Source organism: Neoroseomonas eburnea (assembly GCF_018129005.1).
Lineage (GTDB): Bacteria > Pseudomonadota > Alphaproteobacteria > Acetobacterales > Acetobacteraceae > Neoroseomonas > Neoroseomonas eburnea.
The window spans coordinates 37,215-60,344 of record NZ_JAAEDL010000030.1 but is presented as its reverse complement, the minus strand read 5'-3'; the positions used below and the strand labels follow the sequence as shown (position 1 = coordinate 60,344).

Sequence of the window (23,130 nt, the reverse complement as noted above, 5' to 3'; positions counted from 1 at the left end):
GCCCCGGCCGGCGGCGCGGCGGCTGCCCCGGCCCAGCCGGCCGCGGCGGCCACCGCCGAGGCCTCCGCCGGCCGAGTCGCCTTCGTCCTCGCCGAGCCGGTCACCATCCGCAGCGGGCAGACGGCGAACGTGCCCTTCCTCGATGTCCGGCTGCCGGCGGAACGCGTCTGGTGGATCCAGGATCTCGCCGCGCGCCACCCGCTGCAGGCGGTGCGCATCCGCAACGCCTCCCAGCACACGCTGCCGGACGGGCTTGCCACCGTCTATGGCGCCGAGGGGCCGGAAGCCGGCGTCTTCCTGGGCGATGCCGAGATCCGCGCCATGCCCGCGGGCGACGGGCGCATCCTCGCCTTCGCGCGCGACCGCGACGTGCAGTTCAGCCAGTCTTCCTCCACCACCGAGCGGGTGACGCGCATCGCGCTGCGCCGCGGCTATGTCAGCATCGACCTCGCCCGCACGGAGGAGACGGCGATCGCCATCGACCCGCGCGGCGCGCGCGGCATGCTGGTGATCGACGTGCCGCGCCGCTCCGGCGCCACGCCGCGCTTTCCCATCGTCTCCGAGGGCGATTTCGGCCTGCGGCACGAGGCGGCGCTGGACGGCACCACCCGGACCATCCGCCTGCCCTTCGAGCGCGCGGTGCGGCAGGACACGCCGCTGTGGGACAGCGGCCTGGGCGAGCCGATCCTGCTGCGCTGGCAGCAATTCGACATCGAGCAGAACCTGCGCCGCCTGCCCGGCGGGCCCGGCACGCTGGAACGGCTGCAGGACATCCTCGCCCGCACCCCGGCCGAGGCGCCGGGCCGCGCCGATCTCGCCGCGGTCGTCGAGGCGATGCAGGACCTGCGGCGGCTGCTCGACGATGCGCGGATGAAGGCCCGCGCCTATCGCAGCGCCGACCAGGCCCTCGGCCGCGCCCGCCAGGCGGCCGAGGACCGCACCGGGCCGGAACTGCAGGAGGCCCGGCGGCGCCTCAACGCCGCCAGCCGGGAAGCCGACCAGGCCGGCACCGCCGCCGACCAGGCGTGGGAAACCTGGCAGCGCGCGGTGGTGGCGCTGCTGCAGCGCGGTTCCTGACCCTCCCGCCCAGCCGCCGGCGAGGCGCATGCGCCCGGCCGGCGGGTGGGATGGGGGGCTATCGGTGAACGGCAGGTCATCCTAGCCTTCCTCCCCGGACCCGGCATCGCAGCTCTGCGACGCCCGGGGCATCACCCCGCAAGGACGGGGTGCATGGGGATGGAAGACAGGAATGGCAGATATCCGATACCTCGCGCCGCGAACGCTCGATGAGGCGGTGAGCGCCTACGCCGCCGCGGCGGGCGCCGGGCGCATCCTGGCGGGCGGCACCGACCTGATCGTGCAGATGCGCGCCGGCATGGTGCGACCGGGCACCATCATCGACATCAAGAAGATCGAGGAGATGACCGCCATCCAGGAGACCCCGGATGGCGGTTTCGTCATCGGCGCGGCCGTGCCTGGTGCGGTGCTCGCCGAGCATCCGCGCTTCGGCAAGGCATGGCCGGGCGTGCTGGAGGCGATCAACCTGATCGGGTCGACCCAGGTGCAGGGCCGCGCCTCGGCGGGCGGCAACCTGTGCAACGCCTCCCCCGCCGGGGACAGCGTGCCGGCCATGGTCGCCGCCGGCGCGGCCGTGACCATCCAGGGTCCGGACGGGCGGCGGAGCCTGCCGGTCGAAGCCGTGCCGGCCGGTCCCGGGCGGACCAACCTGGCACCGGGGGAGATCGTCGTCTCCTTCACCCTGCCGCCGCGGCCGAAGGGGTCGGGCGATGCCTATCTCCGCATGATCCCGCGCACCGAGATGGACATCGCCGTGGTCGGCTGCGGCGTGAACCTGACGATCGAGAACGGCGTGGTGAAGGCCGCGCGCGTCGGCCTCGGCGCCGTCGCGCCGACCGTGCTGCTGGTCGAGGACGCGGCGAAGGCGCTGGTCGGCTCGAAGCTCGAGGATGCCGCGCTGGACGCGGCCGCCGCCGCCTGCTCCGCCGCCTGCAGGCCGATCAACGACAAGCGCGGGACCATCGCGTACCGCACCAGGGTCGCCGGCGTGCTGCTGAAGCGCACCGCCGCGATCGCCGCCGACCGCGCCCGGGGGGCCTGAACCATGGCGAAGCTGCACGTCACCACCACCGTCAACGGCGAGCCCGTGGAGTTCCTCTGCGAGCCGCACCACACGCTGCTCAATGCGCTGCGCGGGCCGCTCGGCCTGACCGGCAGCAAGGAAGGCTGCGGGTCGGGCGATTGCGGGGCATGTTCCGTCACCGTCGACGGCCGGCTCGTCTGTTCCTGCCTGATGCTGGCGGTCGAGGCCGAGGGGCATGAGATCGCCACCATCGAGGGCATGGCCCATGGCGAGGAGCTGCACCCGCTGCAGCAGAAGTTCCTGGAGATGGCCGCGCTGCAATGCGGCATCTGCACGCCGGGCGTGCTGATGGCCTCCCGCTCGCTGCTGGAGAGGAATCCCGACCCGACGGAGGAGGAGGTGCGCTTCTGGCTCGCCGGCAACCTCTGCCGCTGCACGGGCTACGACAAGATCGTCCGTGCCGTCCTCGAAACCGCTGCCGAGATGAGGGGGGCTGCCTGATGAACGTCATCAACAAGCCGGACGTGATCGGCAACAAGTGGATCGGCGCGCGGACCATCCGCCCCGACGGCGCGGACAAGGTGACGGGCCGCGCCGCCTATGCCGCCGACAACGTCATGCCCGGCATGATCTGGGGCAAGGTGCTGCGCAGCCCGCACGCGCATGCCCGCATCCGCTCGATCGACACCTCGAAGGCCGAGAAGCTGGCCGGCGTGAAGGCGGTCGTCACCCACAAGGACATCGTCGACTTCCCGCTCGACAAGTCGGTGATGCTCGGCATCCAGGACATGCGCTGGATGTGCCGCAACGTCATGGCGCGGGAGAAGGCGCTGTTCCACGGCCACCCGATCGCCGCCGTCGCCGCGACGAGCGAGGAGATCGCCGCCGAGGCCTGCAAGCTGATCGAGGTCGACTACGAGGTCCTGCCCCACGTCATCGACATCGCCGATGCGATCAGGCCCGACGCGCCCATCCTGCACGATTTCGTTCAGTTCGAGGGCAAGCCGTCCAACATCGCCGGCACCATGGTGCTGAAGTCGGGTGACATCGAGGCGGGCTTCAAGGACGCCGACATCATCGTCGAGCGCACCTTCGACAGCCGGCCGGTGCACCAGGGCTACATCGAGCCGCAGGCCTGCACCGTGTCCTATGCGGCGGACGGGCGGGTGACGATCTGGTCCTCCTCCCAGGGCCAGTTCATGGTGCGCGCCATGACCTCGCTGCTGACGGGCATCCCGCAGAGCGACATCCGCGCCATCCCGGCCGAGATCGGCGGCGGCTTCGGCGCCAAGACCATCATCTACCTCGAACCCGTGGCGGTGATGCTGTCGAAGAAGTCCGGCCGCCCGGTGAAGATGGTGATGACGCGCGAGGAGGTGATGCGCGCGACCGGCCCGGCGCCGGGCTCGCTCAGCACCGTGAAGATCGGCGCGAAGAAGGACGGCACGCTCGTCGCCGCGCAGGGCACCTTCTACCTCCAGGCCGGCGGCCTGCCGGGGTCGCCGCTGCGCGGCCCGGTGGGCTGTTCCTTCGCGGCCTATGCCATCCCGAACGTGCTGTCGGTGGGCTACGACGTGGTGTCGAACCGCTCGAAGGTCGCGGCCTATCGCGCGCCCGGCGCGCCGCTCGGCGCCTTCGCGACCGAATGCGTGCTCGACGAGATCGCCGAGAAGCTCGGGCTCGATCCGCTGGAGATGCGCCTGAAGAACAGCGCCAGGGAAGGGGACAAGGCGATCTACGGACCGGTCTTCGGCCACGTCACCTTCGCCGAGACGGTGGACGCCATCCGCAGGCACCCGCACTACACGGCGCCTCTCGACCGGAACCCCCGCCCCGGCGTGAAGCGCGGCCGCGGCGTCGCCTCCGGCTTCTGGTACAATGCCGGCGGCGAAAGCTCCGTCCAGGTGAACATCACCGAGGACGGCAATGTGGTGGTGACGACCGGCCACCCGGATGTCGGCGGCAGCCGCGCCTCCATCGCCAATGTCGTCGCCGAGCTCTTCGGCATCGAGCACAAGCGCGTCTCGGTGCTGATCGGCGACACCGCGACGATCGGCTTCTCCAACCTCACCGGCGGCAGCCGCGTCACCTTCGCCTCGGCCATGGTGGCGACGCTGTCCACCGAGAAGGTGATCGGCCAGCTCAAGGAGCGCGCGGCGAAGATCTGGAACATCGATGCCGAGGCGATCAAGTGGCAGGACGGCATGGCGCTGCCGGCCGGCGACAATGCCGGCAAGTTCCCCCCGCTCTCGCTCAAGGAACTCGCCGCCCGCGCGAACGACATGGGCGGGCCGATCGGCACCCAGGTGCAGCTCAACACCACCGGCGCCGACCCGGGATTCGCCACGCATTGCGTGGATGTCGAGGTGGATGTCGATCTCGGCATCATCCGCGTGCTGCGCTACACGGCGGCGCAGGATGTCGGCCGCGCCCTGCACCCGAGCTATGTGGAGGGACAGATCCAGGGCGGCGTGGTGCAGGGCATCGGCTGGGCGCTGTCGGAGGAATACCTCTACGACCGGAACGGCAAGCTCGATAACGCGGGCTTCCTCGACTACCGCATGCCGGTCTGCTCCGACGTGCCGATGATCGAGCCGATCATGCTCGAGATCCCGAACCCGAAGCACCCGCAGGGCGTGCGCGGCGTGGGCGAGGCGCCGATCGTGCCGCCGCTCGCGGCGATCGCGAACGCCGTGTACGACGCCCTCGGCAAGCGCTTCACCAGCCTGCCGATGTCGCCGCCGAAGGTGCTGGAACGGCTGGAACAGCCGTAAGCGCCGCGCGGGGCGCCCCGTCGCGGGCGCCCCGCCTGCCCTTCAATCGCCGAGCCGGAAGGCATCGGCGATGCGGCGCGTGCTGCCATCCGCCGCCACGACCAGCACATCGAAGCGCATGCCGGCCGCGCCATGGCCGGGGTTCGCCGCGAGCCAGCATTCCGCCGCGGCGACCAGGCGCGCCCGCTGCCGCGCACCGAGCGCATGGGCGGCCTCGGCCAGGGACGGGCGCGCCTTCACCTCGACGAAAGCCAGCAGCGCTTCGCGTTCGGCGACCAGGTCGATCTCGCCCGCCGGCGTGCGGACGCGGCGGGCGAGGACGGACCAGCCCTCCCGCGCCAGCGCGGCGGCGGCGATGGCCTCGGCATCGCGGCCGGAGGCCTCGGCACGGCGGCCGCGCAGCAGGCGGCGGGTGCGGTCTGCGGACTCGAACATGCGCTATCCTGTCGCGATGATCCTGCGCCGCGCCATCCTGGTCCTTCTGCTTCTCACCGGCATCGCGGAGGCACAGCCCGCGCGCCGCCACATGGTCGCGGCGGGACATCCGCTGGCGGCCGCGGCCGGGCTTGCCGTGCTGCGGGACGGCGGCAACGCGGTGGATGCCGCCGTTGCCGTGCAGATGGTGCTGACGCTGGTGGAACCCCAATCCTCCGGCATCGGCGGCGGCGCCTTCCTGCTGCATTTCGCCGGCGGCAGCGGCCGGCTGACGGCCTGGGATGGGCGCGAGACCGCGCCCGCCGCCGCGGGCCCGGACCTCTTCCTGCGCGACGGGCGTCCGATGCCCTTCATGCAGGCCGTGGTCGGCGGACGCGCGGTCGGCGTGCCGGGCACGGTCGCGATGCTGGAGGCGGCGCACCGGGAACACGGGCGGCTGCCATGGGCACGGCTGGTCGAACCCGCCATCGGCCTGGCGGAGGAAGGCTTCCCGATCAGCGAGCGGCTGGCGCGGGACATCGCTTCCGACATGGCGCGGCTGCGGCTCGACCCCGGGGCGGCGGCGTATTTCCTCGACGCACAGGGGCTGCCGCTGCCGGCGGGGTACCGGCTGCGCAACCCGGCGCTGGCGGAGACGCTGCGCGCCATCGCGAGCCAGGGCGCCCTCGCCCTGGCGCAGGGTCCGGTCGCGGAAGCCATCCTTGCCGCCGTCACCGGCCATCCGGCCAATCCCGGCGTGATGGCGGCGACGGATCTGTCCACCTACGCGCCAAGGCGGCGCGAGGCCGTGTGCACCGGCTACCGGCGCTTCCGGATCTGCGGCTTCCCGCCGGCATCCTCGGGCGGCGTGGCGGTGGCACAGATCCTCGGGCTGCTCGGGCATTTCGACCTGCCGCGCATGGACCCGCGCGGGGCGGATGCCGCGCACCTGGTGGCGGAGGCGGGGCGGCTCGCCTTCGCCGACCGGGCGGCTTACCTCGCCGATCCGGACTTCGTTTCGGTGCCGGTGCGGGGGCTGGTGGATCCGGGCTACCTGACGGCGCGGGCGCAACTCATCGACCGCGACCGGGCCGCGGCATCGCCGCGCGCCGGCAACCCGCCCTGGCGGGAGGCGAGGTACGCGCCCCAGCTCCAGGATTTCGAGGCCGGGACCAGCCATGTCTCGATCGTCGACGGCGACGGCAACGCCGTGGCGATGACCACCACCATCGAGGCGCTGTTCGGCGCGCGCGTCATGGTGCGCGGCTTCATGCTGAACAACGAGCTGACCGATTTCTCCTTCGCGCCGGAACAGAACGGGCGGCCCGTCGCGAACCGGGTGGAGGGCGGCAAGCGGCCGAGGTCGTCCATGTCGCCGACCATCGTGCTGGATGGCGAGGGCAAGCTCTACGCCGTGACGGGTTCGCCGGGCGGGGCGCGCATCATCGGCTATGTCGCGCAGTCGCTGGTGGCGCTGCTCGACTGGGGGCTGTCGCCGCAGGAGGCAGCGTCGCTGCCGCATGTCGGCACGCTCGGCGGGGCCGTGGAACTCGAGGCGGATACGCCGGCAGCCGGCCTCGCGCCGGCGCTGCGCGCGCGGGGGCATGAGGTGCAGATCCGGGAGATGAATTCCGGGCTGCAGATCATTCGCGTCACGCCGGACGGGTTGCTGGGCGGGGCGGATCCGCGGCGGGAAGGCGTGGCGATCGGGGAGTAGGGCCGCTCCCGGAGAGGGGCGCCGCCCCTCTCCGGACCTCATACCATCGGCCGCTGTTCGCGACCGCTGGCATGAGGCTTTTCGTGCCCTCAGACGCCGGGCGCAAACCTCCGGTTTGCTTGGCTTCGCCGGACCACCGGCGGGCCGCATTCGCGGCCTCGGCACGAGTCAAGAACTCGTGCCGCTCGTGTCACCCCGCCAGAGGCCGAAAGGCCTCTGGACACCGGAACCCGGTCGGGAAATTCGGCGAAGGGCATCACCGGCGCAACCGGCGTTGCCGGGGCGCCATGCCCGCCGAATTCCCCGATGAATCTCATGGTTTCCAAAGGCCTTTCGGCCTTTGGTGGGGGGGTCCGGGGGAGGGCAAAGCCCTTCCCCGGGGAATACGCCCCTACGCCGCGTCCCGCGCGATCGCCGGCAGCGGCATGGCGTCGTCGCGCCCCTCCTCCACCGCGTGGCACGCCACCATCGCGTCCCCCGCCGGTTTGAGGTCCGGCCGTTCCATCTTGCAGCGGTCATTCGCCAGCGGGCATCGCGGATGGAAGGCGCAGCCGGATGGCGGGGAGATCGGCGACGGCACCTCGCCGCCGACGGGGATGCGTTCACGCCCCGTCATGTCGAGGTCCGGGATCGCTTCCATCAGCGCCCGCGTGTAGGGATGGCGCGGCCGCCTGAACAGGCTCTCCGCCGGCGAGAGCTCCGCCAGCCGCCCGAGATACATCACCCCGATGCGGTCGCTGACCTGCCGCACCACCGCCAGGTTGTGGCTGATGAACAGGTAGGTCAGCCCCAGCCGCTGCTGCAGCTCCTTCATCAGGTTCAGGATCTGCGCCTGCACGGAGACGTCGAGCGCCGAGGTCGGCTCGTCGCAGACCAGGAATTCCGGGTTCGACGACAGCGCGCGCGCGATGGAGATGCGCTGGCGCTGGCCGCCCGAGAATTCATGCGGGAATTTCTGCCCGTCGAGCGGGGAGAGCCCCACCTGGGTCAGCAGCTCCGCGACGCGGAGCTCCTGTTCCCCGCGCGTCTGCACCAGGCCGAAGGCGCGGATCGGCTCGGCGATGATGTCGGCGACACGCCAGCGCGGGTTCAGCGAGGCGTAGGGATCCTGGAAGATCATCTGCATGCGCCGGCGCTGGTCGGCCATGGCGCGCGCCTGCGCGAGATCCCGCCCGTCGAAGATCACGCTGCCCGCGGTCGGGCCGTAGAGACCGACCGAAAGCCGAGCGACGGTGGATTTCCCGCAGCCGGATTCGCCGACCAGCGACAGCGTCGTGCCCCGCGGGATGGCGAAGGAAACGCCGTCCACCGCGCGCAGGATGCGCCTGCCCTCCCGCGCGACCATGCGCTGGAGCAAGGGGCGGGACACGTCGAAGTGGCGCGTCAGGTCGCGCGCCTCGAACATCGGCGTCGCGTCAGTCACGGGCCGTCTCCGTGTCATAGAGCCAGCAGGCGGCCTGGGTCGTGCCGGCATTGATCAGATCGGGACGCAGCGCCCTGCACTTGTCGAAGACCTGCGGGCAGCGCGGGTTGTAGGCGCAGCCGCGCGGGATCGCGGACAGCCGCGGCATGGCGCCGTCGATCTGCGCGAGCCTCTCGACGCGCCGGTCGAGCGGCGGGATGGATGCCATCAGCCCCTCGGAATAGGGGTGGTTGGCGTGCTTCACCACCTCGCGGACCGGGCCGATCTCGGCGATGCGGCCCGCATACATGACGGCGACGCGGTCGGCGGTCTCGGCGATCACGCCCATGTCGTGCGTCACCAGCATCATCGCCGTGCCCTTCTCCCGCGCCAGCGTCTTCAGCAGCGCGATGACCTGGGCCTGGATGGAGACGTCGAGCGCGGTGGTCGGCTCGTCCGCCACGATCAGGCGGGGTTCGGCGCACAGCGCCAGCGCGATCACCACGCGCTGGCGCATGCCGCCCGAGAATTCGTGCGGGTAGCTGTCGATGCGCTGCGCGGCGGCCGGGATGCCCACCATCTCGAGCCAGCCGATGGCGCGCTTGCGGGCCTCGGCCGGGCCGATCGGCAGGTGGGTGGTCATCGTCTCCACCAACTGCCGGCCGACCGTGTAGAGCGGGTTCAGCGTGGTCAGCGGGTCCTGGAAGATCGCACCGATCTCCTTGCCGCGGATGCGGCGCATCTCCTCGTAGCGGAGGTTGTCGATGCGCCTTCCGTTCAGCAGGATCTCGCCCCTGGCGATGCGGCCGGGCGGTTCGAGCAGTCCGATGATGGCCGCGCCGGTCATCGACTTGCCGGCACCGGATTCACCGACGACGCCGAGCACCTCGCCCGGCGCGATGTCGAAGGAGACATCGTCGAGCGCGACCAGCGTGCCGCGCCGCGTCGGGAACTCGACGCGCAGGTTCTTCACCTGGAGGAGAGGAGGAGCGTTCGACATCAGCGGAGCTTCGGATTGAGGGCGTCGCGCAGCCAGTCGCCCAGGAGGTTGACCGACAGCACCATCGCGATCAGCGCGAGGCCCGGGAAGATCGTGATCCACCACTCGCCGCTGAACAGGAAGTCGTTGCCGATGCGGATGAGGGTACCGAGCGAGGGCTGGGTCGGCGGCACGCCGACGCCGAGGAAGGACAGCGTCGCCTCCGACAGGATGGCGAGGCCGAGGTTCAGCGTCGCCACCACCAGCACGGGGCCGACCACGTTGGGCAGCACGTGGCTGACCATGATGCGCGCGGACGGCACGCCGATGACGCGCGCCGCCTGGACGTATTCCTTGTTGCGCTCGACCAGCGTCGATCCGCGCACGGTGCGGGCGAATTTCGGCCATTCGCTGATGCCGATGGCGAAGATCACGACGAAGAGCGCGATCTGGTCGTGCAGCTCGCGCGGCAGGGCCGCGCGGGTGATGCCGTCCACCAGCAGCGCCACCAGGATCGAGGGGAAGGTGAGCTGGATGTCGCAGATGCGCATCAGCAGGCTGTCCAGCGCGCCGCCGGCATAGCCCGCGAGCAGGCCGAGCGAGACCCCGAGCAGCGTCGCGAACAGCGTGGCCGAAAGCCCCACCAGCAGCGACACCCGCGCCCCGTACATGATGGCCGAGAGCACGTCCCGCCCCTGGTCATCCGTGCCGAGGAGGTATTCGCGCACCCCCTCCTCGTCCCAGGCGGGCGGCTTGAAGGCGTCGATCAGGTTCAGCGAGGCGAGGTCGAAGGGGTTGTGCGGCGCGATCACGGGCGCGAGCGCCGCGCCGAGGACACACACCAATGCGACCACGGCGGAGAGCACCGTCACCGGGGACCGCGTGAAGGACCACCAGAGGTCGGAGTCGAGAAAGCGCTTCATGGCGGCGGTCATGGTTCAGTGCCCCCCCTGCCCGCGGCCGATGCGCAGCCTGGGGTCCACGGCGTAGTAGAGCAGGTCCACGATCAGGTTGATGCTGACGAAGACCAGGGCGATCAGCATCAGGTAGGCGCTCATCACCGGGATGTCGGCCGCGCCGACGGACTGGATGAAGAGCAGCCCCATCCCCGGCCACTGGAACACCGTCTCGGTGACGATGGCGAAGGCGATGATGGCGCCGAGCTGCAGGCCGACGATGGTGATGACCGGCACCATGGTGTTCTTCAGGGCATGGCCGAAATGCACCGCCCGGTTCGGCAGGCCGCGGGCGCGGGCGAACTTGATGTAGTCGGTGCGCAGCACCTCCAGCATCTCCGCCCGCACCAGCCGCATGATCAGCGTGAGCTGGAACAGCCCCAGGGTGATCGCCGGCAGGATCAGCGCCTTGATGCCCGACCAGGTGAGGAAGCCGGTGGTCCACCAGCCGATGCGCACGGTGTCGCCGCGCCCGAAGGAGGGCAGCCAGCCGAGCCAGACCGCGAAGACCAGGATCAGCAGGATGCCGATGAGGAAGGTCGGCAGCGACACGCCGATCAGGCTGAAGGTGAGGAAGAAGCGCGACAGCCAGGAATTGCGGTAGAGGCCGGTGTAGACCCCCATCGGCAGGCCCACCAGCAGGGCGATCCCCGCGGCGCAGAACGCAAGCTCCAGCGTCGCCGGCGCGCGTTCCGCGATCAGGTCGGCGACCGGGCGGGACAGGCGGTAGGACAGGCCGAACTCGCCCTGCACGGCGTTCGCGACGAAATGCGCGAACTGCATCCAGAAGGGCTGGTCCAGGCCGAGGTCGCGGACAAGGGCGTCGCGCTGCGCTTCGGTGAAGTCCTGCCCCAGCATGATCGCCACCGGGTCGCCGACATAGGCGAACATGGCGAAGGAGATCAGCGCCACGGTCAGCATGACCGGAACTGCCTGCAGGATACGGCTGATGATGAAGGCGAACATTGCATCACTCCGGCGCGGGCGCGGCGGGATGGCCGCCGCGCCCGCGGTTCATTCAGTTCATGCGCGCCCAGCGGAAGTAGGGCTGGTTGTTCGCCATGTGCGGGATGGCGAGGTTCGAGCGCATCGCCCAGGGGATCATCTGGTGGTGCAGGGGGATATGCGGCACGTCCTCGCGGTAGATGCGCAGCGCCTCGCGGATCGCAGCGTTCCGCGCCTCGCCGGACTGGTTCACCATGATCTCGATGAGCTGGTCCATGCGCGGGTTGGAATAGCGCCCGTAGTTCCAGATGCCGTTGCCATGCCCGCCGTCACGGGTGCGCAGCAGCGACTGGAAGGAATAGAGCGCATCGAGCGTCGGCACGCCCCAGCCGAGCAGGTAGATCGAGCTGTCCTCGCGCTGGATCTTGGCGAAGAACGGCCCGAGCGGCATGGCGTTCAGCCGCGCCCGCACGCCGACGCGCGCCCACATGGCGACGATCGCCTGGCAGATCTGCTCGTCGTTGATGTAGCGGTTGTTCGGGCAGTCGAGCGTGATCTCGAAGCCGTTGGGATAGCCCGCCTCGGCCAGCAGCGCGCGGGCGCGCGCCTGGTCGTAGGGCAGCCGGACATCCTCGGACTGGGTGTAGCCGTTGACCTGCGGCGGGAACAGCGTGCCCGTCACCACCGACTGGCCCCGCATGGTCGTGCGGTGGATCGCCTGGATGTCGATCGCGTGATAGAGCGCCTGGCGCACCCGCAGGTCCTTGAACGGGTTGCGCCCGCGCACGTCGGAATACTGCAGCTCATCCCGGTGCACGTCCATCGCGATGAAGATGGTGCGCACCTCGGGTCCTTCGAGCACGCGGATGCCCTGGGCCTGGCGCAGCCGGTTCAGGTCCTGCAGCGGCGGGTCGAGCACGAAGTCCACCTCGCCCGACAGCAGCGCGGCGATGCGCGTCGCGTCGGAGGAGATCGGCCGGTAGACGATCTCGGTGACGTTGCCTTCCTGGCTCGCCGGCTCCTGCCAGCCCCACCAGTCGTTGTTGCGCGCCATCACGGTGCGCACGTCGGGCTCGCGCGACTGCAGCCGGAAGGCGCCGGTGCCGTTGGTGTTGCGGGTGGTGTGCATCTCCTCCCGCGCGCGGGTGTTCTGCGGGCGGGTGGAGTTGTTCTGCTCCGCCCAGCTGCGCGACATGATCAGGATCGAGGCGATCTTGTTCGGCAGGATCGGATCCGGCACGCGGGTGATGACGTCCACCACCAGCGGCTCGACCTGCACGGAACGCTCGATCGTGTCCACGTAGATGGCGTAGTTGGAGGTCGGCTGCTGCGCGCGCGTGATGGTGAAGACCACGTCGTCCGCGGTGAAGGCCTGGCCTTCGTGGAACTTCACGCCCGGCCGCAGCCAGAAGCGCCAGCGGTTCGGTTCCTGCTGTTCCCAGCGCGTCGCCAGGCCCGGCGCCAGGCCGAGATTCTGGTCGCGGGCGATCAGCGGATCGTAGATCTGCTGCAACACCATCGTGACGGTGCCGACATTCTGGCTGTGCGGATCCATGGTGTTCGGATCGCCCGATGCCGCCCAGCGCACGGTGTGCGCCTCCGCCCCGCCCAGGACGACGCCCAACCCCATGGCCAGCGCCGCCGCCATCAGCAGCTTCCGCATTCCCTGATCTCCCGTTCCGCCGGCCCCCCGATGGGCCAGCCCTTCTCCCAGAAGCCGGCGGCTATAAGGCTGCCGGCGGCAGCGCGGAAGGGGCCTCGGGGCCGTCTTCCGCGCCACCGGCGAATTCCAGCATGAGGGTGAACCCCACCGCCAGCACAACAGGCCCCAGAAAAAGCCCGAGAAAGCCGAAGGCAAGCACGCCCCCCAGCGCCCCGAGCAGGGTCAGCAGCAGCGGCAGGTCCGCCCCGCGCGCGATCATCCAGGGCCGGATCACATTGTCCACCGAGGAGATGACGAGGCCCCCATACAGCGCCATGAAGATCCCCCACCCCGTCTGCCCCTGGGTGAGCAGCCAAAGGCTGGCCGGGATCCAGACCAGCGGCGCCCCCACCGGGAAAATCGAGATCACGCCGGCCACCACCGCGAGCAGCAGAGGCTGCGGCACGCCCGAGATCCAGAGCCCGATCGCCGTCAGCGCGCCCTGCGCGACCGCCGTGCCCACCAGCCCCCAGACCACGCCCCGTGTCACGCTCGCGGCCAGGCGCAGCATCCGGATGCCGGTCTCCCCGCCGAGGCGCCCCATCAGCGCCTTCACCCGCCCGGCGATGGCCGGGCCGTCGCGATAGAAGAAGAAGGCGAGGAAGATCGCCAGCAACAGTTCGGCGATCCCCGAGAGCACCGCCAGCAGCACCGCCACCGCCTGCTGCGTGATCGTCCCGGTATGCGGCCGCAGCAGGCCGGCGAGGCCGAGCAGGTCGAATTCCGCATCGCCGATCCAGGTGCGGATCCAGCCGCCGACCACCGGCAACCCGGCGAGCCAGGCGCCCAGACCGGGCAGGCCCTCGGTCAGCAGGCCCTCGATGGAGGTGCTCAGCGCCTCGATCTCCTCCCGTCGCGTCGGCGCGGCGAGCACGATGGGAAGGCCGACCAGCAGGAACATCGCCGCCACCATCACCGCCGCGGCGAAGCTCGGCGACAGCCGCGTCCTCTCGCGCAGGAAGGCGAAGAGCGGCCAGGTCGAGAAGGCGAGGATCACCGCCCAGAGCAGCGAGGAGATGAACGGCCGCAGCACCAGCAGGCAGGCGATGGCGAGGCCCGCCAGGGCAGCGATCCCGATGAGCCGCGCCGCGCGTGGGGTGTTCATGGCCATGGCGCCATCCTGCCCCAAGCCCGGCCGCGGCGCGAGGCGCGGGGCACGGCCGCCGGCAGGCGCGGATCGAGGGAGCGACACCCCCATGCCGGAAGCGGATCGCCGGGCCGGGACTCATCCCTTCGCCCGGCCCCCGCCCGCGCTCCGGTTCCGGCCCGGTTTCCACTCCCGCGGAAACCGCTCTAGCCTCCGCGCACCGCAGACCAGGGGGAACCGCCATGCCTCGCTTCGCCGCGAACCTCTCCATGATGTTCAACGAGGTGCCGTTCCTCGACCGCTTCGCGCTGGCCGCGAAGGCCGGCTTCAAGGCTGTGGAGTTCCTCTTCCCCTACGATTTCCCGGCATCCGAGATCGCCGCGCGGCTGAAGGACAACGGGCTCGCCCAGGTGCTGTTCAATGCGCCGCCGGGGGACTGGACCAAGGGCGAGCGCGGCATGGCCGCCCTGCCCGGCCGGCAGCAGGAATTCCGCGACGCCGTCCTGAAGGCGCTCGATTACGCCACCGCCCTCGCCTGCCCGCGGCTGCACCTCATGGCCGGGCTGAAGCCGGAGGGCGTGCCGCACGACACGCTGACCGCGACCTATGGCGCCAACCTCGCCTGGGCGGCGGAGGAATGCGCCAAGGCGGGCGTGAAGCCGGTGATCGAGCCGATCAACCACCGCGACATCCCGGGCTTCTTCCTCAACACCACCGACCAGGCGGCGGCGATCATCGCCGCGGTCGGCCCCGGGAAGCTCGGCATGCAGTTCGACCTCTACCATTGCCAGATCACCGAGGGGGACATCGTCAAGCGGGTCGAGAAGCACCTGGCGCTGATCGCCCACATGCAGGTCGCCGACAATCCGGGGCGCAACGAACCCGGCACCGGAGAGGTCAACTGGCCCTTCGTGTTCGAACGCATCGACGCGCTCGGCTTCCGCGGCTGGATCGGCTGCGAATACCGCCCGGCCGGGGAGACGGCGGCGGGCCTCGGGTGGTTCAAGCCCTATCGCGCATAGGCGACCGGGCCAGGCCCCTGCCGCGGATCGGCCAGTGCCGGTTCGCAGGCACGGGCGAAGTCCGACATCTCCTCGACCAGCGCATCGAGGTTCACGACGAGGCCCTGCGTCTCGCCGATCAGCAGGATGGCTTCGGCGCCCGGGGAGACCGGCTCGCCGCCCCGTGCCCGGGCCAGCGCGCCGCGGAAGGAGGCACGATCGAGATCGAGGCGCAGCCGGCCACCCGGTTCGAGTTCCGCGGCGCGCAGGTGCACCTCGTACCAATCCCCCCGGCGCTCGCCGAGACCGAAGCGGACGGGCGCGCCGAGCGGAAACGCCCCGCCGGTGACATCGAGCGGCCAGACGAACCGCGCCGGACAGGCAAGGTCGAGCCTGAGGCTCGAGAAGGGATCGCCGAGCCCCGTCCCGATCACCGAGAGGATGGGCTGCCCGGTCGCCGCATCCGCCACGCGAACGAAGCTGTCCTGCGCAACCGCGCCGTGTGGCGGGGCCAGGAGGCCAAGGCCCAGAAGCAGCGCCGCGATCGTTCGGCGCGGGCCAGCCAGGCGGCACGGGACGGGCGGATGCATCATTTTTACGACCACCTCACGCATATCATTACCAAGAAACCTATTGACATGCACCACCCGATCGCAGGTTTCCGAGTCGTGCCGCGCGCCGCCGGGGATCCGTCACCGGGCGACAGCTCCGGGCGTGATGGGCTTTCCGCCGGGCGGTGCCGGTGCCCATCCCTCATCGCCCGCCAGGCCCGGCCCGCCGCATGTTCGCGGCGCCGGGGGTCGGCTATGTCTCAGGCTCGGACGGCAGGCTCGGCGCCCTTGCCCGCATCGGACCCGTCCGCGGTTTTCGGAGAGAAGCGCATGAAGATCGCCTTCATCGGCCTCGGCATCATGGGCCGCCCCATGGCCGGCCACCTCAAGGCCGCCGGCCACGAGATCACCGTCGTCGAGCGCAGGAGCCTGACCGCCGAGGACCGCGCCGCCTTCGCCGTCGCCCCGGATGCGAGCACCGCCGCGGCGGGCGCCGAGGTGGTCATCCTGATGCTGCCCGACACCCCCGACGTGGAGGCCGTGCTGTTCGGCGCCGGCGGCGTCGCCGAAGGGCTGAAGGCCGGCACGCTGGTGATCGACATGTCCTCGATCAGCCCGACCGCGACCAAGGCCTTCGCCGAGAAGATCGCGGCCAAGGGCGGCGACTACCTCGACGCGCCGGTCTCCGGCGGCGAGGTCGGCGCGAAGCAGGCGAGCCTCACCATCATGGTCGGCGGCAGCGAGGCCGCCTTCGCCCGCGCGAAGCCGCTGTTCGAGGCGATGGGCAAGAACATCACCCTGGTCGGGCCGGTCGGCGCCGGGCAGACCTGCAAGGTCGCCAACCAGATCATCGTGGCGCTGACCATCGAGGCGGTGGCCGAGGCGCTGACCTTCGCCTCCAAGGCCGGCGCCGATCCGGCCAAGGTGCGCCAGGCGCTGATGGGCGGGCTCGCCACCTCCCGCATCCTCGAACTGCACGGGGAGCGGATGATCAAGCGCACCTTCGCCCCCGGCTTCCGCATCCGGCTGCACCAGAAGGACCTGAACCTCGCGCTGGCCGCCGGGCGGGATCTCGGCGTGGCGCTGCCCAACACCGCCTCGACCCAGCAGCTCTTCGCCGCGGTGGCGGCGGCAGGCGGGGCGGAGCTCGACCATTCCGGCCTCGTGAAGGCGCTCGAGACGCTCGCCGCCCACAAGGTCGCCGAGGACGCCTGACGCGTCGCGGGCCTCCCCCGTTCGGGAGGCCCGTGCCACCGCATGAAACCGATGCGCGTTTCCGAGCCTGAAGCGCCTCTCGTGCGAAACTGTCTCGAAATCGGAAGTCGCCTCATGTAGCTTGACACTCCCCATGGCTCGGGAGTGATTCATGCGCTTCGCGGAAATCGGACAGCAGTTGCGGGCCTACCGGCTGGAATCCGGTCTGCGGGCGGAAGAGATCGCGGCCCGCCTCGGTGTTTCGCGTGCCGCCCTCTACCGCTACGAGAAGGGGGAGGTGATCAAGCTCGACACCATCCGCCGCCTGGCCGAGCTGCTGAAGATCTCGCCGCTTTCCCTGCTCGGCATCGGCGTCGAGTATTTCGGCCGCCCTGCCGCCTTCCAGGAGCGCCTGCGCCAGGTCGAGGAACAGGCCGACCAGGTGCTGCAGGTGGGCGGCGCCCTCTGCTACCCGGTCTCGACCGATGCCTTCGACGGCGCGCTGGCGGAAGCCTGGACCGAGGCCGCGGACGCCTCGCCCGACCGGCTGCTCGCGCGCACCCAGGTCGAGCAGATGCTCGGCCTGCTGATCGCGCGGAAGAAGCTGCAGCAGGCGCGCAAGCCCAACATCATCGCCATCCTGGGCGAGGGGTCGCTGCGCCGGATGCTGACCGAGGGCGTCGCGCCCGGCCTCGCGCTGTCCGAGCGCGCCCGGATGCGCTGCCGCCTTGCCGCCCGCGCCGAGGCGGAGGCGATCGCCGACCAGATGGAAAGCGTGCCGATCGGCCTGCAACTCGGGCTGATCTCCGGCGCCGAGCCGGCGGGGCCCTTCATGGTGCTGCGCGGGCGGGAACGCGCCCATATCGTCGGCAGCGCCTTCCCGCCGGACGCCCACCCCAACGCCACCCACGGCGTCTCCTTCATCACCGCCGCGGACGAGGCCATCGGCACCCACCAGCGCGTTGCCGAAGCCGCCTGGCGTGATGCGCTCAAAGGCGCGGAAGCGGCGGCGCGGCTGCGCGGCCTGATCCGGGACGCCTTCCCCGAATGAGCAGAATGCCAGCGACCCAAGCCATTGCCCGCTGCCATGCCATGTGCGGCCTCAATCGACGATCGCGGTCTCCGGCGGCCTGATACGAGCGGCACGAGTTCGTGACCCGTGCCGAAGCCGCGACGGGCACCCGGCCACCTTGCCTTGCAAGGTGGCCGGGGATCCGGAATGCGGCCCGCCGGCAGCCCGGCGAAGCCTGGCAAACCGGAGGTTTGCGCCCGGCGTCCGAGGGCTCGAAAAGCCTCATGCCAGCCTTTCGACCGATGCCAACGGCCCTTCGGAATGACCGGTGAGGGCGGGATTGGAGGGGCCCTGCCCCTCCAAGCCACCCCGCCAAAGGCCCGAGGCCTTTGGAAACCATCATCTGGTGCCGCGCGGTTCAGGCAGTCCCATCGTTTCGGAGCGCGTTTCGTGCGCAAGGGCGGGTTTCGGCATTGATCCTGACAGTGGCGCACGGCGCCAGGTATCGGCTTCCAAAGGCCTTTCGGCCTTTGGTGGGGAGAGCCCGAGAGGGGCAAGGCCCCTCTCGGTTCCACAGGTCAGGCAAACGGCCCATTGGCATGACCCGATCAGAGGCCCGGTTTCGCGCGCGGCCGCGCTACAGCGTCAGCCGCGCCTCCATGACCTCGGTATCCTCGGCGCTCGGCCTCACCTGGAAACCGAGCGCGCGGACGAAGGCGAGCATCGGCCGGTTCTCCGCCAGCACCTGGCCGACGATCTCGCGCACCTCGACCGACCTGCCCCATTCGAACAGCCGCTCCATGAGGTGGCGCGCCAGCCCCTGCCCCTTCCAGGACGGGTCCACGATGACGGCGAATTCCGCCTCCGCGCCGCCCGGCTCGCGAATGAGGCGGGAGACGCCGACCGTCCGGTCCGGCCCGTCCGGCACGCTCTCCACCGCGACGAAGGCCATCTCCCGGTCGTAGTCGATCTGCGTCATGCGGGCGATCTGCGCCGCGCTGAGTTCGCCAAGCGCGGAGAAGAAGCGGTAGCGGATATCCTCCTGCGAGAGGCGCGCGAAGGCTTCCGCATGGGCGGCCGCGTCCTCCGGGCGGATCGGGCGGACCAGCAGCATCCGGCCGTCCCGCGCGCGCCACGGCCTCGCCAGTTCGGCCGGGTAGGGCGGTATGGCCAGCAGCGCCGCCTGCCCCGCCGGCCGCAGCGTCACCGAGGCGTCGAGCGCCAGCACGCCCTGCCCATCCGCGAGCAGCGGGTTGACGCCGCAGGCCTCGATCTCGGGAAAATCCACCGCCACCTGGGACAGGCGCACCAGCGCATCGGCGATCGCCGGCACATTCGCCGGGGCGTGGTCCCGCCAGCCTTCGAGCAGTCGCGCCGTGCGCGTCCGTCCGATCAGCCCCCGCGCGAGGGCGAGGTTCAGCGGCGGCAGGTCGAAGCCCTCGTCGGGGTCGATGTCGGCGGCGGTGCCGCCGCGCCCGAAGCCGATCCAGGGGCCGAACATCGCATCGTCGCCGAGCCGCAGTCGCAGCTCCTGGCCCTTGCCCGCCTGGCGCTGCACCAGGAAGCCGGTCAGCCGGGCCTCCGGGCGCGCCGCGGCGACGCGCGCGGCCATCTCCGTCGCCGCGGCGCGCACCGCCTCGGCCGACATCAGCCCGAGCACCACGCCGCCGACCTCCGTCTTGCGCGGCAGGTCGGGGCTCAGGATCTTCAGCACCACGGGGAAGCCAAGCATGCCGGCCGCCGCCGCCGCCTCCTCCGCCCCCGCCACCGCGCGGCCGGGCACGGTCGGCACGCCATAGGCGGCAAGCACCGACAGCGCCTCCTCCTCGGTGAGTTCGAGCCGGCCGGCGGCGCGCACCTTGGCGAAGACACGCCTGACCTGCGCGCGGTCGGGGGCGACGTCCAGCACGTCACGCGCCGGCAGCTCGGCCGCGGTGGCGCGGTTGCGGCGGTCCTGCGCGAGGTGGAGCGCACCGCGCACGGCACCCTCGGGTGTCGCGAAGACGGCGACGCCGGCCTGGGCGAGGCCGGCACGCTGCGCCCCCGCCGTCGCCTGGCCGACCCAGCCGACCAGGATCGGCGCACCCCGGTTGGACTTCACCGCGGCGGCAAGGCTTTCCCGCACCACCAGCGCGTCCTCCTCCGGCGCCGGGGCGTGCAGCGCGACCACGGCATCGACCTCCGGCAGGGCGGCGAACATCGCCGCCGCCTCGCCCAGCCGGCCGGCGGCGACGGGACCGAGCGCGAAGGGGTTGCGCCCGCTCCAGCCCTCCGGCAGGCCGAGGGCGATCGCGGCGAGGCCGGCCTCGCCCGGTTCGGCCAGCCGCCCGCCGCCGGACAGCACCGCATCCGCCGCCAGCGCCCCGAGCCCGATGCCGTTGGTGACCACGGCGATGCGGTCCCCGGGGCCGCCCTGGGCGCGCGGCGAGACACGCACCCGCGCCAGGGTCTCGGCGGCGCCGAGGAAATCCTCCAGCCCGGCGACGCGCAGCACGCCGGCACGGCGCAGCGCGGCCTCCATCACCTCATCCGCGAGGCCGGAGCCGTCGGCGAGCCGGCCGCCGGCGCGGATCGCCACCACCGGCCGGGTGCGCGCCGCCGCCCGCGCCGCCGAGACGAACATCCGCCGGTTCTTGATCCGCCGCAGGTCGAGCAGGATCGCCCCCGTCGCCGGATCCCGCGCCAGCCAGTCGAGCACCCGGGCGAAGCCGAGTTCCTGGTTGCCGCCGATACCGACCACGTGGCTGAAGCCCACCGCCTCGGCCGCCGCCCAGTCGAGCACCGCGCGCGCGATCGCCGAGGACTGCGTCACCAGCGCGAGCCGCCCCTTGGCCGGCGGGATGTGGCTGAGCGTGGCGTTCAGCCCGATCCCCGGCACCGCCACGCCGAAGGATCCCTGGCCGAGCGCGCGCACGCCTGTCCGCGCCGAGGCTTCCGCCAGGTCCGGCGCCGGGCCCGGCACCACGGCGGCGAAGCAGCCCCGCGCGGCGAGCGCCGCCATGGCGCCTTCGAGCTCCGACGGCGGCAGGCACAGCACGGCGAGGTCGGGAGCGACCGGCAGCGCGGCGACCGTGGGCGCGGCCTCGAATCCGTCCGGTGCCGTTCCGACCGCGAAGAGCCGGCCGCGGAACCCGCCGGCGGCGAGGTTGCGCGCCAGGATCGGCGCCTCCGCGCTGCCCTCCGCGGCCAGCAGCACGACGCTTTGCGGCCGCAGCAGCGCCTGGTCGCGGAAGCCGCCGGCGCGCGGCGGCAGGGTGAACATATCGGGCATTGTGCGGTGCAACATGCCCTCGGCCTCCGGTCGCCGCAACGGCGGAAACGTGGCAGCCATGGGGCAACGATGCCACCCCCTTGCCGGGCGGCACGCCTGCCGGTCCACTGGCGCCGTCCAGCAAGGAGCACGGCATGAGCCAGGACCGTTGGGATCCCGAGATGCGCGCCTTCACCGCGATGATGGAGGAGCGCGGCCGCGCCTTCCCGCCCGTGGTGATGGTGCCGCCGCTGGATGCGGCGCGGGCGTCGAATGACGGGCCCGGCCTGGCACTCGCGGCGGCCGGCGGGCCGCGCATGGCGGAGAGCAGCGACCGTTGGCTGCCGATCCGCGGGCGGCGGCTGGCCTGCCGGGTCCACCGGCCGCGCACCGACGCACCGCTGCCGGTCATGGTCTATATCCACGGCGGCGGCTGGGTCTGGGGCAGCATCGACACGCATGACCACATCATGCGCGGCTATGCCGAGGCCGCCGGCTGCGCCGTGGTGGGACCGGACTATGCGCTGAGCCCCGAGGCGGCCTTCCCCCAGGCGCTGGAGGAATGCGCCGCCGTCATCCGCTGGGTGGCGAAGCACGGGGCGGAATGGGGGCTCGATCCGACGCGCATCGTGGTGGGCGGGGATTCCGCCGGCGGCAACCTCGCCGTCGCCGCCGCGCTGCTGCTGCGGGAAACCGACCCGGGCCTGCCCCTGCGCGGACTGCTGCTGAACTACGGCGTCTTCGATTCCCGGATGGACACGGCCTCCTACGACGAATTCGCCACCGGCCACACGCTGACGCGCGAGAAGATGGATTTCTACTGGCGCTGCTACGCGCCGCGCGAGGCGGACCGGCTGCATCCCCTCGCCGCGCCGCTGCGCGCGGATCTGCGCGGGCTGCCCCCCTGCCTGATGCATGTCGCCGAGCTCGACGTGCTGGCGAGCGAGAACTTCGCCATGGAGAAGAGGCTGCGCGAGGCCGGGGTGGAGGTGGAGGCGACCACCTTCCCGGGCGTCCTGCATGGCTTCCTGCGCGCGCTCGGGCATGTCCGGGCATCGGATCGCGCGGTCGCCGAAGCCGGAAGCTGGCTCCGAAGAATCATGGCATAAAATATTGAATTTAAATCATTGATCTTCCGAGCGACGGGTGCATTCACCGCCCCGGCCAAGGGTCTTCCCGGCTGGCAGCCATGGCGGCGCGAGCCTCGAAGAAGGAGGCCGCCGCGGCGGCGAGGCCGGTCGGTGATCCAGCTCCGCTCGGTCAGGATACGCCCTTGCGCGCCAGAGCGGTTCTCGTGCGCCTTGGCTCGCCGCAGCCGCCCCAGCCTCTCGTTCCTGCGGGCGTCATCACCCGATCGGGCGATTCCACCTGATCGGGATCTGCTCTGGAAGCGGCGGCGTCCCGTCCGGTACGGTGCTGATCCGTCCCCCGCGCCGCCCGGGCGGGCAACCCGACCGCCCTTCGCATCGCCCGGCCGTGCGAGGGCCGCCCCTGCCCGGGCCCGCCCCTGGGCGGCCTGCGCCAGGCCCGCCTATCCTGTCCGGAAACCCGGAGGAAACGCCCGATGATCTGCCTTGAGGACCGCCTTCGCGCGGTGGAGGACCGGCTCGCCATCGCCGACCTGCGCGCGCGCTACTGCCATCTGCTCGACGGCCGGCACTGGCCCGCCTTCATCGACCTCTTCACCGAGGACGGCGTCTTCGAGGGGCTGACCGCCGTGCGCGGGCGCGCCGCGCTGACCGAGTTCTTCTCGCGGCGCGTGCCGGCGATGACCGAGGAATTCTGGCATTTCTGCTCGAACGGCACGGTCGAGCTGGACGGGGACCGCGCGACGGGGCGGATTTCGATGGAATACCTCTCGGTGATGAACGGCGTGTCCTATGTCTCCGCCGGACATTACGACGATGAACTGATCAAGCAGGACGGCGTGTGGCGCTTCGCGGCGCGGCGCATCACCTTCTATTTCCTCGCGCCGCTGCACGAGGGCTGGGCGGGGCGGCCGTTCCACAACCCGGCCGCCCCGGCACGCTGAGGGCCGGCCGGGA

Annotated in this window: 18 protein-coding genes and 1 pseudogene; 10 read left to right on the top strand and 9 right to left on the bottom strand. The window is 71.5% G+C overall.

Annotated elements, in window-relative coordinates:
* From GXW74_RS22930 to GXW74_RS22915, 4 genes and pseudogenes are all read left to right on the top strand, one after another.
* Positions 1–1,077 (top strand): annotated as a pseudogene (locus GXW74_RS22930) (DUF4139 domain-containing protein); the annotation flags it as partial.
* Between the two features lie 172 nt (positions 1,078–1,249).
* Positions 1,250–2,119, top strand: a complete 870-nt coding sequence (locus GXW74_RS22925; RefSeq protein ID WP_246523921.1) for an FAD binding domain-containing protein — start codon at positions 1,250–1,252, stop codon at positions 2,117–2,119.
* A 3-nt stretch (positions 2,120–2,122) separates the two neighbouring features.
* The gene (locus tag GXW74_RS22920; RefSeq protein WP_211848920.1) at positions 2,123–2,602 is read left to right on the top strand and encodes a (2Fe-2S)-binding protein; all 480 of its coding nucleotides are present in this window, start codon (positions 2,123–2,125) and stop codon (positions 2,600–2,602) included.
* A complete protein-coding gene (locus GXW74_RS22915; RefSeq protein WP_211848919.1) occupies positions 2,602–4,875 on the top strand; it encodes a xanthine dehydrogenase family protein molybdopterin-binding subunit in 2,274 nt (757 codons plus the stop codon). Before GXW74_RS22920 ends, GXW74_RS22915 begins: the two co-directional genes overlap by 1 nt.
* A 42-nt stretch (positions 4,876–4,917) precedes the next feature.
* Here the strand turns inward: GXW74_RS22915 and GXW74_RS22910 are convergent, their stop codons facing one another.
* Positions 4,918–5,310: a YraN family protein gene (locus GXW74_RS22910; protein WP_211848918.1), complete on the bottom strand. Its 393-nt coding sequence runs from the start codon at positions 5,308–5,310 to the stop codon at positions 4,918–4,920.
* On the opposite strand from GXW74_RS22910, the gene ggt reads away from it, so the two are divergent.
* Positions 5,309–7,006, top strand: a complete 1,698-nt coding sequence (gene ggt / locus GXW74_RS22905; RefSeq protein ID WP_246523920.1) for a gamma-glutamyltransferase — start codon at positions 5,309–5,311, stop codon at positions 7,004–7,006. The two genes, GXW74_RS22910 and ggt, sit on opposite strands and share 2 nt — an antisense overlap.
* A gap of 391 nt (positions 7,007–7,397) precedes the next feature.
* On the opposite strand, the gene GXW74_RS22900 is transcribed toward ggt, so the two are convergent.
* The 6 genes from GXW74_RS22900 to GXW74_RS22875 all read right to left on the bottom strand — a co-directional run bounded on the left by GXW74_RS22900 (position 7,398) and on the right by GXW74_RS22875 (position 14,101).
* Positions 7,398–8,429, bottom strand: coding sequence for an ABC transporter ATP-binding protein (locus tag GXW74_RS22900; RefSeq protein ID WP_338148307.1), 1,032 nt, complete (start codon positions 8,427–8,429; stop codon positions 7,398–7,400).
* A complete protein-coding gene (locus tag GXW74_RS22895) occupies positions 8,422–9,408 on the bottom strand; it encodes an ABC transporter ATP-binding protein (RefSeq protein ID WP_211848916.1) in 987 nt (328 codons plus the stop codon). The genes GXW74_RS22900 and GXW74_RS22895 overlap by 8 nt, the downstream gene beginning before the upstream one ends.
* Positions 9,408–10,322 carry an ABC transporter permease gene (locus tag GXW74_RS22890; RefSeq protein WP_211848915.1) on the bottom strand — a complete coding sequence of 305 codons (915 nt, stop codon included), beginning with the start codon at positions 10,320–10,322 and terminating at the stop codon, positions 9,408–9,410. Before GXW74_RS22890 ends, GXW74_RS22895 begins: the two co-directional genes overlap by 1 nt.
* 3 nt (positions 10,323–10,325) lie before the next feature.
* Positions 10,326–11,309, bottom strand: coding sequence for an ABC transporter permease (locus GXW74_RS22885; RefSeq protein ID WP_211848914.1), 984 nt, complete (start codon positions 11,307–11,309; stop codon positions 10,326–10,328).
* Between the two features lie 52 nt (positions 11,310–11,361).
* Entirely contained in the window at positions 11,362–12,951 is a 1,590-nt protein-coding gene (locus GXW74_RS22880) for an ABC transporter substrate-binding protein (RefSeq protein WP_211848913.1), read from the bottom strand.
* A 61-nt stretch (positions 12,952–13,012) separates the two neighbouring features.
* Entirely contained in the window at positions 13,013–14,101 is a 1,089-nt protein-coding gene (locus tag GXW74_RS22875; RefSeq protein ID WP_211848912.1) for an AI-2E family transporter, read from the bottom strand.
* Between the two features lie 218 nt (positions 14,102–14,319).
* On the opposite strand from GXW74_RS22875, the gene otnI reads away from it, so the two are divergent.
* Complete coding sequence (otnI, locus tag GXW74_RS22870; protein WP_211848911.1) at positions 14,320–15,099, top strand: 2-oxo-tetronate isomerase; 780 nt, start codon at positions 14,320–14,322, stop codon at positions 15,097–15,099.
* Here otnI and GXW74_RS22865 read toward each other — a convergent pair.
* On the bottom strand, positions 15,087–15,548 hold the full coding sequence (locus GXW74_RS22865; protein ID WP_211848910.1) for a hypothetical protein: 462 nt from the start codon (positions 15,546–15,548) through the stop codon (positions 15,087–15,089). The two genes, otnI and GXW74_RS22865, sit on opposite strands and share 13 nt — an antisense overlap.
* A gap of 411 nt (positions 15,549–15,959) precedes the next feature.
* On the opposite strand from GXW74_RS22865, the gene GXW74_RS22860 reads away from it, so the two are divergent.
* Positions 15,960–16,844, top strand: coding sequence for a 2-hydroxy-3-oxopropionate reductase (locus tag GXW74_RS22860; protein WP_211848909.1), 885 nt, complete (start codon positions 15,960–15,962; stop codon positions 16,842–16,844).
* Positions 16,845–16,995: 151 nt separating this feature from the next.
* Positions 16,996–17,874 carry a helix-turn-helix domain-containing protein gene (locus tag GXW74_RS22855; RefSeq protein WP_211848908.1) on the top strand — a complete coding sequence of 293 codons (879 nt, stop codon included), beginning with the start codon at positions 16,996–16,998 and terminating at the stop codon, positions 17,872–17,874.
* A gap of 598 nt (positions 17,875–18,472) precedes the next feature.
* Here the strand turns inward: GXW74_RS22855 and GXW74_RS22850 are convergent.
* A complete protein-coding gene (locus GXW74_RS22850) occupies positions 18,473–21,121 on the bottom strand; it encodes a bifunctional acetate--CoA ligase family protein/GNAT family N-acetyltransferase (RefSeq protein WP_246523919.1) in 2,649 nt (882 codons plus the stop codon).
* Between the two features lie 119 nt (positions 21,122–21,240).
* Between GXW74_RS22850 and GXW74_RS22845 the strand changes: the two genes are divergently transcribed.
* A complete protein-coding gene (locus GXW74_RS22845; RefSeq protein WP_211848907.1) occupies positions 21,241–22,194 on the top strand; it encodes an alpha/beta hydrolase in 954 nt (317 codons plus the stop codon).
* A gap of 455 nt (positions 22,195–22,649) precedes the next feature.
* A complete protein-coding gene (locus tag GXW74_RS22840) occupies positions 22,650–23,117 on the top strand; it encodes a nuclear transport factor 2 family protein (RefSeq protein WP_211848906.1) in 468 nt (155 codons plus the stop codon).
* Positions 23,118–23,130 lie beyond the last annotated feature (13 nt).